Annotated in this window: 14 protein-coding genes; all 14 read left to right on the top strand. The window is 66.5% G+C overall.

Annotated elements, in window-relative coordinates; genetic code table 11:
• The first annotated feature begins 41 nt into the window (after positions 1-41).
• Positions 42-2,861, top strand: coding sequence for a [protein-PII] uridylyltransferase (locus Q8P46_04255; GenBank protein ID MDP2619377.1), 2,820 nt, complete (start codon positions 42-44; stop codon positions 2,859-2,861).
• A gap of 11 nt (positions 2,862-2,872) precedes the next feature.
• Positions 2,873-4,432 (top strand): murein biosynthesis integral membrane protein MurJ, encoded by a 1,560-nt coding sequence (murJ, locus tag Q8P46_04250; protein ID MDP2619376.1) that lies wholly within the window; start codon positions 2,873-2,875, stop codon positions 4,430-4,432.
• 78 nt (positions 4,433-4,510) lie between these two features.
• Positions 4,511-5,557 carry a tryptophan--tRNA ligase gene (gene trpS, locus Q8P46_04245; GenBank protein ID MDP2619375.1) on the top strand — a complete coding sequence of 349 codons (1,047 nt, stop codon included), beginning with the start codon at positions 4,511-4,513 and terminating at the stop codon, positions 5,555-5,557.
• Between the two features lie 55 nt (positions 5,558-5,612).
• Positions 5,613-6,125: a universal stress protein gene (locus tag Q8P46_04240; protein ID MDP2619374.1), complete on the top strand. Its 513-nt coding sequence runs from the start codon at positions 5,613-5,615 to the stop codon at positions 6,123-6,125.
• Between the two features lie 100 nt (positions 6,126-6,225).
• Complete coding sequence (locus Q8P46_04235) at positions 6,226-6,783, top strand: NifU family protein (protein ID MDP2619373.1); 558 nt, start codon at positions 6,226-6,228, stop codon at positions 6,781-6,783.
• A 59-nt stretch (positions 6,784-6,842) separates the two neighbouring features.
• Positions 6,843-7,550, top strand: coding sequence for a tRNA (adenosine(37)-N6)-threonylcarbamoyltransferase complex dimerization subunit type 1 TsaB (tsaB, locus tag Q8P46_04230; protein ID MDP2619372.1), 708 nt, complete (start codon positions 6,843-6,845; stop codon positions 7,548-7,550).
• Complete coding sequence (locus Q8P46_04225; GenBank protein ID MDP2619371.1) at positions 7,547-8,047, top strand: GNAT family N-acetyltransferase; 501 nt, start codon at positions 7,547-7,549, stop codon at positions 8,045-8,047. Before tsaB ends, Q8P46_04225 begins: the two co-directional genes overlap by 4 nt.
• A 17-nt stretch (positions 8,048-8,064) precedes the next feature.
• The gene (locus Q8P46_04220) at positions 8,065-8,508 is read left to right on the top strand and encodes a Fur family transcriptional regulator (GenBank protein ID MDP2619370.1); all 444 of its coding nucleotides are present in this window, start codon (positions 8,065-8,067) and stop codon (positions 8,506-8,508) included.
• Positions 8,505-9,356 (top strand): lysophospholipid acyltransferase family protein, encoded by an 852-nt coding sequence (locus Q8P46_04215; GenBank protein MDP2619369.1) that lies wholly within the window; start codon positions 8,505-8,507, stop codon positions 9,354-9,356. Before Q8P46_04220 ends, Q8P46_04215 begins: the two co-directional genes overlap by 4 nt.
• A 68-nt stretch (positions 9,357-9,424) precedes the next feature.
• Complete coding sequence (miaB, locus tag Q8P46_04210) at positions 9,425-10,876, top strand: tRNA (N6-isopentenyl adenosine(37)-C2)-methylthiotransferase MiaB (protein ID MDP2619368.1); 1,452 nt, start codon at positions 9,425-9,427, stop codon at positions 10,874-10,876.
• Between the two features lie 2 nt (positions 10,877-10,878).
• On the top strand, positions 10,879-11,934 hold the full coding sequence (locus Q8P46_04205) for a PhoH family protein (protein MDP2619367.1): 1,056 nt from the start codon (positions 10,879-10,881) through the stop codon (positions 11,932-11,934).
• 16 nt (positions 11,935-11,950) lie between these two features.
• Entirely contained in the window at positions 11,951-12,466 is a 516-nt protein-coding gene (gene ybeY / locus Q8P46_04200) for an rRNA maturation RNase YbeY (GenBank protein MDP2619366.1), read from the top strand.
• Positions 12,463-13,542, top strand: a complete 1,080-nt coding sequence (locus Q8P46_04195) for a hemolysin family protein (protein ID MDP2619365.1) — start codon at positions 12,463-12,465, stop codon at positions 13,540-13,542. The genes ybeY and Q8P46_04195 overlap by 4 nt, the downstream gene beginning before the upstream one ends.
• Before the next feature lie 89 nt (positions 13,543-13,631).
• Complete coding sequence (gene lnt, locus Q8P46_04190) at positions 13,632-15,293, top strand: apolipoprotein N-acyltransferase (protein ID MDP2619364.1); 1,662 nt, start codon at positions 13,632-13,634, stop codon at positions 15,291-15,293.
• The last annotated feature ends 29 nt before the right edge of the window (positions 15,294-15,322 follow it).

Here is a 15,322-nt window from a genome sequence, read left to right as displayed (position 1 = left end):
TTGAGTTGGCCGGCGTCGCCGCGCGACAGTTGGATGAACGATTGACCAAGCACACCCGCAAACTCACCGCGATCATCGATTCGGACCGCCTGCGCGCCGAGCTGACCGACTTGGTGCGCGAGTTGGGCGGCAACGAGGCGCGGCTGCGCGGCGCCGTTCTGGAGCGCCTCAAGGAGGTGCTCGCGCGCGGACGTTCGCTGTGCGAGGCCTGGCTGAAGGAGGACGGACGCGGCACGGTCTGCGCCACGCGCCTCTCCTATCTCGAGGACGAGATCGTCCGCGTGCTTTACGATTTCGCCGTCACCCACGTCTATCCGGCGCGCAATCCGTCATCCGCCGAGCGCATGGCGGTTGTCGCCGTGGGCGGCTATGGCCGCGGCACCCTGGCGCCGGGCTCGGACATCGATCTTCTGTTCCTGCTCCCCTACAAGCAGACCGCATGGGGCGAGAGCGTCGTCGAGTTCATCCTCTACACGCTCTGGGACCTCGGCCAGAAGGTGGGCCATGCCACGCGCAGCGTCGAAGATTGCATCCGCATGGCCAAGACCGACCAGACGGTGCGCACGGCGACCCTGGAAGCCCGCTTCCTCTGGGGCACCGAGGAGCTCTACGACGCGCTCGCTAAGGATTTCGACAAGCGGATCGTAAAGGGCACCGGCGCCGACTTCATCGAGGCCAAGCTTGTCGAGCGCGACATCAGGCACCAGCGCGCCGGCGAATCCCGCTACCTCGTCGAGCCCAATGTGAAGGACGGCAAGGGGGGCCTGCGCGATCTGCACACCTTGTTCTGGATCGCCAAATATTTCTACCGCGTGCGCACCGGCGCCGACCTGGTCCAGCGCGGCGTGTTCAGTCGCCAGGAGTATCGGCGCTTTCGCAAATGCGAGGATTTCCTGTGGGCGGTGCGCTGCCACCTGCATTTCCTGACCGGCCGCGCCGAGGACCGGCTGACCTTCGATCTGCAGAAGGAGATGGCATTGCGGCTCGGCTACACCGAGCACCCCGGCCAGAAGCACATGGAGCGCTTCATGAAGCACTACTTCCTGATCGCCAAGGAAGTCGGCGACCTGACGCGCATCGTCTCCGCCGCGCTGGAGATGCGGCACGTCAAGAAGACGCCGATGCTGAGCCGCTTCATGCGACCGCTGCGCCGCCGTCTCGATCGCGCCTTCAAGGAGGCGCCGGGCTTCGTCTTGCAGGCCGGCCGCATCAATGTCACCGATGAGGAGGTGTTCGCGCGGGATCCTGTGAACCTCATCCGCATGTTCTGGCTCGTCGACCGTCATGACGCGCTCTTGCACCCCGATGCGGTGCGCCTGGCGAACCGCTCGCTCTCCCTCATCGACAAGCGCCTGCGCAATGACGCCGAGGCCAACCGGTTGTTCCTCGACATATTGACGTCGACGAACAATCCCGAGGCGGTGCTGCGGCGCATGAACGAGACCGGCATCCTCGGCCGCTTCGTGCCCGATTTCGGCAAGGTGGTGGCGATGACGCAGTTCAACATGTACCACCACTACACGGTCGACGAGCATCTCTTGCGCGCCGTCGGCATCCTGGCCGAGATCGAAGCCGGCCGGCTCGCCGCCGAGCACCCGCTGTCCGACGAGATCATCCACGAGGTCAAGAACCGCCGCGGCCTCTATGTCGCCCTGTTCCTGCACGACATCGCCAAGGGCCGACCGGAGGATCACCCCACCGCCGGCGAGCGCGTGGCGCGGCGCTTGTGTCCGCGCCTGGGGCTGACGGCGGCCGAGACGGAGACCGTCGCCTGGCTGGTCAAGCACCATCTCGCCTTCAGCCGTTTTGCCCAGTCGCGCGACCTCAACGACCGCAAGACGATAGAGGATTTCGCCCAGCTGGTGCAGAGCCCGGAGCGCCTCAAGCTGTTGTTGATGTTGACCGTCGCCGACATCAAGGCGGTGGGGCCGGGGGTCTGGAACGGCTGGAAGGGCCAGCTGATGCGCAATCTTTATTTCGAAACCGCCCCGGTGCTTGCCGGCGGTCCGGTCGAGGAAAGCCAGCGCCAGCGCGTCGAGGAGGCCAAGGAGGAGCTCAAGGTCGCGCTTGCCGACTGGCCGGCTGCCGACATCGCCGCATATTCGGCGCGCCACTATGCGCCCTACTGGCTCAATGTCGACCTGGACCGCAAGCTCGTCCATGCCCGTCTGATTCGGCAGGCGACGGAGGACAAGCTGCCGCTCGCCACCGCGGTGCGCTCCGACGCTTTCCGCGAGATCACGGAGCTCACCGTCTATGCGCCCGACTATCCGCGGCTATTGTCGATCATCGCCGGCGCCTGTGCGGCGGCCGACGCCAACATCGCCGACGCCCAGATCTTCACCACTTGCGACGGCATGGCGCTCGATTCGATCATGATCAACCGCGAGTTCGAGCGCGAGGCCGACGAGCTGCGCCGCGGTCGCACCATCGCCCGCGGAATCGAGCAGGCGCTGCGCGGCGAGATCCGCCTGCCCGATATGGTCGCCCGCAAGGCCCAGCCCAAGGGCCGCTTGAAAGCCTTCCAGGTCGAGCCGCAGGTGTTCATCAACAATGGCTGGTCGGAGACCTTCACCGCCATCGAGGTCAACGGCCTCGACCGCCCCGGCCTGCTCTACGCTCTGACCACGGCGCTCGCCAGGCTCAACCTCAACATCGCCTCCGCGCGCATCACCACTTACGGCGAGCGCGCCGTCGACGTCTTCTACGTCACCGATCTGACCGGCCACAAGATCGACTCCCAGGCCCGCCAGGCGACGATCACCCGCCGGTTGATCGAGGCGCTCGAGCCCGAACGGGTCGGCGGCGGAGACAAGGAGGCAAAACCGCGATCGACCCGCCGCGTTGCCGCGGCGTCCTAGAGCGGTTCCCGATGAGTCTCGCCCGCTCCTTCGCCACCGTTGGCGGCTTCACCATGGCAAGCCGCGTGCTCGGCTTTGTCCGCGACATCCTGATCGCCGCCGTGCTCGGCACCGGGCCGGTGGCTGACGCCTTCTTCGTCGCCTTCCGCTTCCCCAACCTGTTCCGCCGCCTGTTCGCCGAGGGCGCCTTCAACTCAGCCTTCGTGCCGCTGTTCGCACGCGAGCTGGAGGGCGGCGGGGTCGCAGCCGCGCGCCGCTTCGCCGAACAGGCCGCGGCGGTGCTGCTGTGGACGCTGCTCGCGGTCACCGCCATCGCCGAAATCGCCATGCCCTGGCTGATGTATCTGTTGGCGCCGGGCTTTGCCGAGGACTCGGAAAAGTTCGACCTGGCGATTTTGCTGACCCGGATCACCTTTCCCTATCTGTTGTGCATGTCGCTGGTGGCGCTCGTCTCCGGCGTGCTCAACACGTTGGGCCGCTTCGCGGCGGCGGCCGCGGCGCCCGTGCTGCTCAACATCGTGCTCATCGGCGTGCTTGTGATGCTCTATGCGGTCGGCGATGACGGCACGGCGCTGTCGGGAAAATCGCTGGCCTGGGGCGTCTCGGCCGCCGGATTCCTGCAGCTTGCCATGCTGCTCTTCGCCGCCCGCCGCGCCGCCATGCGCTTTAGCATCGTCCGTCCGCGCTTGACCAAGCAGGTGAAGCGGCTCATCGCGCTTGGAATTCCCGGCGTGATTTCGGGCGGCGTCACCCAGGTCAATATCGTCATCGGCACCATCATCGCCTCGCTGCAGGCGGGAGCCGTATCCTATCTCTATTACGCCGAGCGGGTCTATCAGCTCCCCCTCGGCGTCGTCGGCATTGCCATCGGGGTCGTGCTGTTGCCCGACCTGTCGCGCCGGCTGCGCGCCGGCCGGGAGGACGGCGCCCATTGGAGCCAGAACCGGTCGCTGGAGTTCGCAATGCTCTTGACCCTGCCGGCAGCCGTCGCGCTTGCCGTTGTGTCAACGCCGATCATTCAGGTGCTGTTCGAGCGCGGCGCCTTCTTGAGCGACGACGTCCGGCCGGTGGCCCTGGCGCTGATGGCCTTCGCCGCCGGTCTGCCGGCCTTCGTGTTGATCAAGGTGTTCCAGCCCGGCTTTTTCGCGCGCGAGGACACGCGCACGCCGATGCGCTATGCCGCCGTCAGCGTTGCCGTGAACGTTGCCGGCAGCCTCGTGCTCTTCATTCCCCTCGGCCATATCGGCATCGCCATCGCCACCTCGCTCGCCGGTTGGGTCAACGCGGCGCTGCTTGTCGGCACCCTTTCGAGGCGCGGCCATTTTGCCGTCGACGCGCCGTTGCGAAGCCGCCTGCAGCGGATCGTCTTCGCCGCCCTCCTCATGGGCCTGGCGCTGTGGCTTTGCGCCTGGATGATGGAGGCATGGTTGACCGCGCCGGCGATCGTGGTGCGGGCCTTGGCGCTGGCGCTTCTCGTCGCCCTCGGCATGGGGCTATATGCCGCCGCGGCGCAGCTCACCGGGGCCTTCGATCTGCGCCAGCTTCGCGAAATGCTCGGGCGCGGCGGCTGAGCGGCTTGCGCTCGCTCTTGCGATTGTTCATAACCCGCCTCCGAAACTTGCCCCGACCAGCCGCCGAGGAACCGGCCCATGAGCGCACTGAAAACCCGCGTCTTTTCTGGCGTCCAGCCGACCGGCAACCTGCATCTCGGCAACTATCTCGGCGCCATTACCCGCTTCGTCGCCCTTCAGGACCGGTTCGATTGCATCTATTGCGTCGTTGACCTGCATGCGATCACCGTGTGGCAGGAGCCCAAGGAGCTCGCCCGCAACACCCGCGAGGTGACGGCCGCCTTTCTCGCCTGCGGAATCGACCCCGATAAACACATCGTTTTCAACCAGAGCCAAGTGGTCCAGCATGCCGAGCTAGCCTGGATCTTGAACTGCGTCACCCGCATGGGCTGGCTCAACCGCATGACCCAGTTCAAGGAGAAGGCCGGCAAGCACCGCGAGAACGCCTCGGTGGGCCTGTTTGCCTATCCCAATCTCATGGCCGCCGACATTCTCGCCTATCGGGCAACCCACGTGCCGGTCGGCGAGGACCAGAAGCAGCATCTCGAGCTGTGCCGCGACATCGCCCAGAAATTCAACACCGATTTTGCCGAATCCATCGCCGCTCACGGTTTTTCGCAGCCCTTCTTCCCGTTGACCGAACCGCTGATCCAGGGCCCGGCGACCCGCGTCATGTCGCTGCGCGACGGCGCCAAGAAGATGTCGAAGTCTGACCCGTCCGACTATTCGCGCATCAACCTGACCGACGATGCCGACACCGTGGCGCTGAAGATCCGCAAGGCCAAGACCGACCCCGAGCCGCTGCCGAGCGAGGAAGCGGGCCTTGCCGGGCGGCCCGAAGCGGAAAATCTCGTCGGCATCTTTGCCGCCCTCGCCGGCACCGACAAGGCCGAGGTGCTGCGCCAGTTCGGCGGCGGCCCCTTCTCCGCCTTCAAGCAGGCGCTGGCCGAGCTCGCCGTCGATCGGCTCGGGCCCGTTGCCGCGGAGATGAGCCGGCTCGTCGAGGACGTGACCTTTATCGACCGGGTGCTCAAGGAGGGCGCGGAAAAGGCCGCCGCGATCGCGGAACCTGTGATGCGCGACGTCAAGAAAGTCGTCGGCTTCGTACAGTCTCGCTTCGCGTGATCCGGGGCGGCTTGCGCACTTGCCGCGCCTGCGCGTCGATGGCAGCATGGTCGCCATGAGCAACGGGGCCAAGAAGACCCGCAAACCCGGCGCGCGGGACCGGCGCAAGCCGACGCGCAAGTTCCTGGTCATCATCGATGACACGGAGGAATGCGGCCGCGCACTGCGCTTTGCCACCCGCCGCGCCGAGCACGGCGCCGGCCTGACGCTGCTCTATGTCATGGTGCCGGGCAACTTCCAGCACTGGCTCAATGTCGAATCGATCATGCGCGAGGAAGCCGAAGCGAAGGCCAAGGCGACGCTGAAGCTGTTCGCCAAGGAAGTGGCGTCCTATTCGCCGATCAAGCCGGAGCTGGTGATACGCGAGGGCGTCCTGGCCGAGGAGATCGTCAAGCTGATCCAGGAGGACAAGGCCATCGCCATTCTCGTGCTCGCCGCCGCCAGCGGCACGGAAGGGCCGGGGCCGCTGGTCTCCAACCTCGCCGGAAAGGGCTCCGGCACATTCCCGATCCCGATCACCATCGTGCCCGGCAACCTCACCGACGCGGAGATCGACCGGTTGGCATGAGGGCACTCCTGACCTATCTTGTAGGCGGCGCCGGAGCCGGCTATAATGTAGAATAGTTCTAAAATAAGATCGCTGCGCAAACCGAAGATTCAGGACCGCCATGTTCATTCAGACCGAAGCTACACCCAATCCGGCCACCCTGAAATTCATTCCGGGTAGGCCAGTGCTGAGCGCGGGAACAAAGGATTTCCGGGACGCGGAAGCGGCCGCGGCCTCGCCGCTGGCCGAACATCTGTTCACGATCCCGGGCGTCGTCGGTGTGTTCCTGGGCGCCGATTTCGTCACCGTGAGCAAGAACGAAGGCAGCGACTGGCAGCATCTCAAGCCTGCCATTCTCGGCGCCATCATGGAGCATTACCTCTCCGGCCTGCCGATGCTCGCCGATGCGAGCGCCGGCGAGCCGGGCGTCGAGGAGTATGACGAGGCGGACGGCGAGATCGTCAACACGATCAAGGAGCTCCTCGAAACGCGGGTGCGCCCGGCGGTGGCCCAGGATGGCGGCGACATCACCTTCCAGAGCTATCGCGACGGCGTCGTGTTCCTGCATATGCGCGGCGCCTGCTCCGGCTGCCCGAGCTCGACGGCGACGCTGAAGAACGGGATCGAGAATCTGCTCCGCCACTTCGTGCCCGAGGTACAGGAGGTCCGCCCGGTCTGACCATAACCGGGGCACGGTATTGCCCCCGGCTTGTCGCCTTTTGCAACCGGGAATAAGCGTTGAAAATCCTGGCGATTGACACCGCGCTTAAGGCCTGTTCGGTCGCGCTTTTCGACACCACCGGCGTATCGCCCCCCGTTTCGGAGAGCGTGCCGATGCTGCGTGGCCACGCCGAGGCGTTAATGCCGATGGTCGCGCGGGTGGTTGCGGCCGCGCGTCTGCCCTTTTCCGATATCGACCGTTACGCGGTGACCGTGGGCCCGGGAACCTTTACCGGCATCCGCGTCGGCGTTGCCGCCGGGCGCGGGCTTTCGCTTGCCGCCGGCCGGTCGCTGATCGGCATCACGACGCTTGAAGCCTATGCGGCCGAGCTGGCGGACGAGAGTGAAGGCGCACCCGTTGCGATCGCCTTGGATGCGCGCCGCGGCGAGGTCTATTTCCAGACTTTCGATAGCGCCGGCCAGCCGCTTTCGGAAGCCGCCGCGCTGGCACCGGAAGCTGCGGCCGAGAGTCTCGGCACCGATGCGGTGCTCGCCGGTAGCGGCGCCCGGCTTGTCGCGGATGCGCTTTCCGCCCTGGGCCGAACCGTCCGTTTGTCGTCGCGCGACCTCGGGCCCGGCCCTGACCCAATGATCATCGCCCGTCTCGCGACGGAAAAGGCCGTGCCGGACCGCCGGCCGGCGCCGCTTTACCTGCGCCCTGCCGACGCCAAGCCGCAGCCAGGTGCGGTTGCGCGGCAAGCCGACGGCCGGGCGAGTGCGCCATGATTTCGTATGGCCCGGCCCGCGAGAGTGACACTGCGACGCTCGCCGCGCTGCACGCGGCAAGCTTCTCCCGCGATTGGAGCCGCGATGAATTCGCCAGGCTGCTGAGTGCGCCGGGGAGCCGCGCTCTCCTCGCCTGGCGGGAGAGCGACGACAGCCCGGCCGGCTTCCTCATGGCCCGTACGGTGGCCGGCGAGGCGGAGGTCCTCACCATCGCCGTTGCCCCAGAGCATCGCCGGCACGGCGTCGCCAAGAACCTGATGAAGCGTCTGTTCGACGATCTCAGACATCGCAGGATCACCGCGGTCTTTCTCGAGGTCGGTGCGGAGAATAAGCCAGCGCTGCTTCTTTATGGCGGCTTCGGCTTCGCCGAAATCGGACGCCGTCCCGGCTATTATGGCGGCAGCGCGCCCGGCGACGCCCTGGTGCTGCGGGCGAGCTTGGCTGTGCCGGCAATGGTTTCAAAAAGCGCCGAAACGGACTATGAAAAGCCGGTGTGAGCCAAATGGCGGACGAAATGGCGGACGCGAATGATCCCGACGGAAAGCTGAGCCGCATCGAGGCCGTGTGCCTCGACAAGGGCATGCGCATGACCGAGCAGCGGCGGGTCATCGCCCGTGTCCTGTCCGACGCCGAGGATCACCCCGACGTCGAGGAGGTCTATGCCCGCGCCTCCACCGTCGACCCGCGCATTTCGATCTCCACCGTCTACAGGACGGTCAAGCTGTTCGAGGATGCCGGCATCCTCGAGAAGCACGAGTTCCGCGACGGCCGCTCGCGCTACGAGCCGACCAGCGACGAGCACCACGACCATCTGATCGACCTGCGCACCGGCGAGGTCATCGAGTTCCAGAACGAGGACATCGAGAAATTGCAGCGCCTCGTCGCGCGCGAGCTCGGCTACCGGCTCGTCGACCACCGGCTGGAGCTTTACGGCGTGCCTCTCAAGGACGCCAAGTGACGGTACTGCGCGCCCTTGTCCTGGTCATTAGCCTAACTCTGGTGACGGCGGTCGGCATTGTCATTCAATTCGCGCTCGCCGGGCTCGGGCTGCCGGCGGCACGCAGTTTCCCGATGCGCTACCACCGCACGGTCTGCCGCCTGATCGGCCTGAGGATCGATTTGCGCGGCGCGGTCTGCGAGGCGCGTCCGCTGCTCATCGTCTCCAACCATGTGAGCTGGCTCGATATCCCGGTCATCGGCTCGCTCGTGCCTTTGTCCTTCGTCGCCAAACAGGAGGTCGCGCGCTGGCCCGTCTTCGGCCTGCTCGCCCGCATGCAGCGCTCGGTCTTCATCGACCGCAGCCGCCGCGGCACCCATGAGGCCAACCACGCCCTGGCCCAACGGCTGATGGCCGGCGAGGTCATTGTCCTGTTCGCCGAGGGGACGAGCAGCGACGGCAACCGGGTGCTGCCGTTCAAGACGCCGATCCTCGGCGCCGCGGAGCGGGCGGTGCGCGAATCGCACCTTGCCGAGGTCGCCGTTCAGCCCATGGCCATCGCCTATACGCGCCGGCACGGTCTGCCGATCGACCGCGCCGGGCGCCCGTCTTACGCCTGGTATGGCGAAATGGACCTGTTGCCGCACATTTGGGGCGTCTTGACCCACGGGCCGATCAACGTTTCGGTCGCGCTGGGCCCGGTGCACCCGGCCACGGAATTCGCCGACCGCAAGGCGCTTGCCCGGGCGCTTGAAGCGGAGGTGCGGCGCATGTTCACCGCCGAAGTCTATGGCACGCCGCCGCGGACGGAGACGAAAGCGCGGGGTAAGGAAGATTTGGCCCCCGCCTATCGCGCCGGCCGGGCATAGGTTATTCTGATATTCTAATGACATATGGTAGTGACTATATTGCAGTGCCCACCGGCCGAAGGATGAGGATGAACGCAGCGGACATTCCGCAAGACGACGAGGACGCGACGCAGTTCGATAGCGTGTTGACCGGCCAAAAGAAGCTTTTCGTCAAGACCTACGGTTGCCAGATGAACGTCTACGACTCCGAGCGGATGTCGGACGTGCTGGCGCCGCACGGCTTCGTTGCGACCGATCGGCCGGAAGACGCCGACCTCGTCGTGCTCAACACCTGCCACATCCGCGAGAAGGCGGCCGAAAAGGTCTATTCCGAGCTCGGCCGCATGCGCGCGCTTTCGCGCCGGCGAGCCGGGCGCGGCCGCGAGACGCTGATTGCCGTTGCCGGCTGCGTCGCCCAGGCCGAGGGCGCGGAGATCATCCGCCGCGCGCCGGCGGTCAACTTCGTGTTCGGCCCGCAGGTGCTGCACCGCCTCGGCGACATGGTGGCCCGGGCGCGGTCCGGCGAGCGCGTGGTGGAGACCGACTTTCCCGTCGAGGACAAGTTTGCGCTGATGCCGGCGCCGAAGCGCAGGATCATCGCCGCGCGTGGGCCCTCCGCCTTTCTCACCGTGCAGGAGGGCTGCGACAAGTTCTGCACCTTCTGCGTCGTGCCCTACACCCGCGGCGCGGAGGTCTCGCGGCCGGTTGCAGCCATCGTCGAGGAGGCCGAACGGCTCGCCGATGCCGGTGTTGTCGAGATGACCCTCATTGGCCAGAACGTCAACGCCTATCATGGCCCCGGCGAGGACGGCACGCCATCGTCGCTGGCGCGGCTCATCCGGCGGCTTGCGGCCATCGCCGGCATCAAGCGCCTGCGCTACACCACCAGCCACCCGCGCGACATGGACGATGCGCTGATCGCGGCCCACGGCGAAGAAGAAAAGCTGATGCCCTATCTGCACCTGCCGGTCCAGTCAGGCTCGGACCGAGTCCTCAAGCGGATGAACCGCCGCCATACGGTCGGCTTCTATCGCGACATCGTCGAAAGGCTGTACGCGACGCGCCCGGACATGGCGTTGTCGTCCGATTTCATCGTCGGCTTTCCCGGCGAGAACGAGGCCGATTTCGCGGCGACGCTGGCGCTTGCCGGCGAGCTCGGCTACGCCCAGGCCTACTCGTTCAAATATAGCGCCAGGCCCGGAACGCCGGCCGCCGACAGCGCCGAGCAGGTTTCCGAGACGGTCAAGAAGGACCGCCTTGCCCGCCTGCAGGCGGTGCTCGATGCCGGACAGCGCGCTTTCAATGCGGCAAGCTTGGGTAGGACCATGCCGGTGCTGCTCGACCGGCCGGGCCGCAGAGAGGGCCAGCTTGCCGGCCGTTCGCCCTATCTGCAGGCGGTCCATGTCGAAGCGCCGGCGGATTTGATCGGCACCGTCCGCCAGGTCCGCATCGCGCAAGCCGGGCCGAACAGCCTTTCCGGCGTTCTCGCTGCTCCCTCTCGGCGGGTGCGGGCGGCCGTGGCGGCAGGGGGGGCTGTCTGACCATGCGCGGGCCCAGCACGGACGACGTGGCCGCCGGCGCCGGGACCTTGGCGCGCACCGAGCGGGTCCTGACCTTTGAGGACAATCAGCTTTTGAGCGCGCTCCTGGGCGACTTCGACCAGAACCTGGCGCTGATCGAGCACCGGCTCGGCGTCGAGGCCTCCGCCCGCGGCAATCACGTCTTCGTCTCCGGCCCGGCGGATGCCTGCGCCCAGGCCGAGACGGCGCTGCTCGCCCTTTATGATCGGCTCAAATCCGGGGCTGCCATCAGCGCCGGCGACGTCGACGGCGCCATCCGCATGGCCGCCGTCGAGCCGCCGGTCGCCGCGGCCGGCGACGCATCGGATCTCAAACCGGCGCACGGGGTCGCCCATATCGCCACCCGGCGGCGCACGATTACCGCCCGCTCGCCGATGCAGGACGCCTATATCCGCGAAATGGAGCAATCCGAGCTCGTCTTCGCCACCGGCCCGGCCGGCACCGGCAAGACCTATCTCGCGGTCGCCTTCGCCGCCGCATGGATCGAGCGCGGCCGCGCCGACCGAATCATCCTGTCACGCCCGGCCGTCGAAGCCGGCGAGCGGCTTGGCTTCCTGCCCGGCGCCATGCGCGAGAAGATCGACCCCTATTTGCGCCCGCTTTATGATGCGCTTTACGATGTCATGGCCTTCGAGCGCGTCGAGCGCGGCCTGCAATCCGGCTTTATCGAGATAGCGCCCCTGGCCTTCATGCGCGGGCGCACATTGTCGAACGCGGTCATCATTCTCGACGAGGCGCAGAACTGCTCGTCCATGCAGATGAAGATGGCCGTGACCCGTCTGGGCGAGAACGGACGGATGATCGTCACCGGCGATCCAAGCCAGGTCGACCTGCCGCCGGGACAGACTTCCGGCCTGCGCCACGCCATTGACCTTCTCGCCGGCATCGAGGGTGTCGCCGAGCTGCGCTTCACCGACAAGGACGTGGTGCGCCACGAGCTTGTCGCCCGCATCGTGCGGGCCTATGACGAGGCCGGGCGCAAGCAGGATTCGGGTGGCCAGGCGAGGGAGAATTCGTGAGGGCCGCGTGACCGCAATGGACGTGGACATAGCAATCAAGAGCGAGCAATGGGCGGCCCATCCGGAGCTGGGCCCGTTCCTGGCGCACGCCGCCCGAAAGACCGTCGAAATTGCCCGGCTGAAGACGGAACCCGACGCCGAACTGAGCATCGTTCTTGCCGGCGATGATCTTGTGCGCGGCTTGAACCGCACCTATCTGGGTCGCGACAGCGCGACCAATGTGCTGTCTTTTCCGCAAGGATCCGCCATTGCGGGAGGGGCGCGCCATCTTCTCGGCGACATCGCGCTCGCCTACGAGACGGTGGCGCGAGAAGCGGCCGCCGCGAACAAGCCCTTGCCGCATCATGCCGTCCATCTCGTTGTGCACGGCTTGTTGCATCTTTTCGGTTATGATCACGATTCCAATGCAAGAGCCACCGAGATGGAAGACGTCGAGCGCGCGGTTCTGGAGGCGCTCGCCATTCCCGACCCGTATGCCGAAGACGAGGTACAAAGCGAGCCGGCCACAGCCGCGCCGGCGACATCATCATGAGTAGCGAAGCCCAACCGACCCACCCCATCCCCGCAGCCGATCCCACCGACGAGGAAGCCGAATTACGCCGCGAGACGGGCTGGCTCGCGCGCCTGAAAAGCTCGCTCGGCCTGGTCTCCGATCAAACCTTGCGCGAAAGCCTGGAGACGGCGCTCGAAAGGCCGGAGCATTTGTCGGCGGCCTTTTCGCCGGAGGAGCGGCTCATGCTCCTCAATATTCTCGGCTTTCGCGAGCTCAGGATCGAAGACGTGATGGTGCCGCGCGCGGACATCATCGCCTGCGAGGAGCGGGTGCAGATCGGCAAATTGCTGAGAATCTTCCGCTCCGCCGGCCATTCGCGCATTCCAGTCTATCGCGAAACCCTCGATGACCCGACCGGCATGGTGCACATCAAGGACTTGATGAGCTGGATGACCGAGCAGGCTCAGAAGGGCCGCCGCCGGGCCCGGGGCGCCGCCGCGGGTACCTCCGAGGCCGAGCGCAAGCCAACCGCCGATGCCGGCCTTGATCTGCGCGGAATCGATTTTTCCAAGCCGCTCACCTCTGCGGAGGTTATCCGCCCGGTCCTGTTCGTGCCACCCTCCATGCCGGCGGTCGATCTCTTGGTGAAGATGCAGACGACGCATATCCATCTGGCGCTGGTCGTCGACGAATATGGCGGCACCGACGGCCTGGTCTCGATCGAGGATCTGGTCGAGGAGATCGTCGGCGAGATCGAGGACGAGCACGACCTGGCTCATGCGGCGCGGATCGAGCCGACCGAGGATGGCGGCTATATCGTCGACGCGCGGTTTCCGATCGAGGATTTCCGCGAGAAGATGGGCCGCGACCTCGGCCTCACGGCGGCCGAGGAGGAGGTCGACACGCTCGGCGGCCTGGTGTTCTCGGAGCTCGGGCGGATACCGGTCCGCGGCGAGATCGTCACCTATAATGACCATCTGGAGTTCGAGGTGCTCGACGCCGATCCGCGCCGGATCAAGAAGCTCAAGGTTTTCATCCAGGAGCCAGGCGAAGCGCGCAAGCGCAGGGCCAAGCGCGCTCACGGCGAGACGCCGGCCGCGGGCGGCGGCGATTGAGGCTGTCGCTGGAGCGCTCGCTCGTCAAACGGTTCCATATGACCGACGAATGTTCTAGAGCTTTGTCCGGCCACGGGGAACCGCTCTAGATGCTGCGCAAGCTTGCACAATCGGTGATCGTGCTGTGGGGATGGCGCCGCCTGCTCATGGCCTTTCTTGCCGGCGCGGCCTCGGTGCTGGCCCTGGCGCCGTTTCATTTCGCGCCCGTTCTGTGGTTGACGCTGCCGGTCTTGGTTTGGCTCATCGACGGCATCGGCGCCGGCGCATCGACGCGGGGCAACGCCTTTGGCCTTCTCTCCCGGATGGCTGCTGCGGCCATGATCGGCTGGGCCTTCGGTTTCGGCTATTTTCTCGCCGGCCTTTATTGGGTCGGCTTCGCCTTCCTCGTCGAGGCCGAGCTCTTTGCCTGGCTCCTGCCTTTCGCGGTTGTCCTGCTGCCGGCCGGGCTTGCCCTGTTCACGGCGCTTTCCTGCGCCCTTGCCGCGGCGTTCTGGTCGTCGGGCGCGGCCCGCATCTTCGCGCTCGCCGTCGCGATTGCCGCCGGTGAATGGCTGCGCGGTCATGCGTTGAGCGGATTTCCGTGGAACCTCTATGGCTATGCCCTGGCCTTTACCGACCCCCTGGCCCAGAGCGCGTCGATTTTCGGGCTCTACGGCCTCACGTTCCTGACCGTCCTCATCTTCGCCGCCCCTGCGACGCTGGCCACCGCCGAGGCGGAGGCAGGCTGGCCGGCCTGGCTGATGCCGTCGCTTCTCATGGCGATCCTGCCGGCGCTCGCCCTTTACGGCCTGTGGCGGCTGCCCGGTGCGGCGCAGCCCGAGGTTGCCGGCGTGCATCTGCGGCTCATCCAGCCGAACATCGTGCAAAGCCAGAAATGGCTGCCGGAGAACCGCAGCAGGATCCTCGCCGAATATCTGAGCATGACCGACGAGGCGACCTCGCCGGCCTCGAGCGGCGTTTCCGACGTGACCCATGTGATCTGGCCGGAATCGGCGCTACCCTTCGTGCTCTCCGAGAATGCCGAAGCGCTTGCCGCCATCGCCGCGCTATTGCCCGACAATGTGACGCTGATCACCGGCGCGGTGCGCCGCGCGCCGCCCGATCCCGATGGCGGCGATCTGAATGGGGGCGCCTTCAACTCGGTCCACGTCATCGATGGCGCGGGAGAGATCGTCGCCACCTACGACAAGGCCCATCTGGTGCCGTTCGGCGAGTTCCTGCCGCTGCAAGGACTGCTCGAGCGCATCGGCCTTGAACAGCTGACCCGCCTCAGGGGCGGCTTTACCGCCGGCCCGGCGGAACGAACCCTGCACCTTCAAGGCGCGCCCGCGGTGGCGCCGCTGGTCTGCTACGAGATCATCTTTCCCGGCAGCGCCATCGACCGCGCCGACCGGCCGGGTTGGATGCTGACCGTGACCAACGACGCCTGGTTCGGCAATTCCTCCGGACCGCGCCAGCATCTGCACCAGGCGCGTCTGCGCGCGGTGGAGGAAGGGCTGCCGGTGGTCCGCGCCGCCAATACCGGCATATCGGCCATCATCGACCCGTATGGGCGTATTGTCGCACGGCTGCCGCTCAACCGCCGCGGCATCATCGATGGCGGCCTTCCCGAAGCGCTGCCGCCGACCGTCTTTTCGCGCTACGGAAACCGCCTCCTCGCCGCGATGATGGTCCTCGGCCTTATCGTCGGCTTTGCCGGCATGTGGCGCGATCGCCGCGCCTCGCCGCGCACGGCGGGCCGGCCTGCTTGATTCACCACATCATGAGATTGGCGGCGCCC

This window comes from Hyphomicrobiales bacterium (genome assembly GCA_030688605.1).
Taxonomy (GTDB): domain Bacteria; phylum Pseudomonadota; class Alphaproteobacteria; order Rhizobiales; family NORP267; genus JAUYJB01.
The sequence above is the reverse complement of the archived record's forward strand: the minus strand, read 5'-3'. Positions and strand labels throughout refer to the sequence as shown.

Bases quoted from the DNA above. Each gene is read 5' to 3' on its own strand.
- murJ (MDP2619376.1), top strand. From the start codon at position 2,873: ATGAGTCTCGCCCGCTCCTTCGCCACCGTTGGCGGCTTCACCATGGCA.
- trpS (MDP2619375.1), top strand. From the start codon at position 4,511: ATGAGCGCACTGAAAACCCGCGTCTTTTCTGGCGTCCAGCCGACCGGC.
- Q8P46_04240 (MDP2619374.1), top strand. From the start codon at position 5,613: ATGAGCAACGGGGCCAAGAAGACCCGCAAACCCGGCGCGCGGGACCGG.
- Q8P46_04235 (MDP2619373.1), top strand. From the start codon at position 6,226: ATGTTCATTCAGACCGAAGCTACACCCAATCCGGCCACCCTGAAATTC.
- Q8P46_04225 (MDP2619371.1), top strand. From the start codon at position 7,547: ATGATTTCGTATGGCCCGGCCCGCGAGAGTGACACTGCGACGCTCGCC.
- Q8P46_04220 (MDP2619370.1), top strand. From the start codon at position 8,065: ATGGCGGACGCGAATGATCCCGACGGAAAGCTGAGCCGCATCGAGGCC.
- miaB (MDP2619368.1), top strand. From the start codon at position 9,425: ATGAACGCAGCGGACATTCCGCAAGACGACGAGGACGCGACGCAGTTC.
- Q8P46_04205 (MDP2619367.1), top strand. From the start codon at position 10,879: ATGCGCGGGCCCAGCACGGACGACGTGGCCGCCGGCGCCGGGACCTTG.
- ybeY (MDP2619366.1), top strand. From the start codon at position 11,951: ATGGACGTGGACATAGCAATCAAGAGCGAGCAATGGGCGGCCCATCCG.
- Q8P46_04195 (MDP2619365.1), top strand. From the start codon at position 12,463: ATGAGTAGCGAAGCCCAACCGACCCACCCCATCCCCGCAGCCGATCCC.
- lnt (MDP2619364.1), top strand. From the start codon at position 13,632: ATGCTGCGCAAGCTTGCACAATCGGTGATCGTGCTGTGGGGATGGCGC.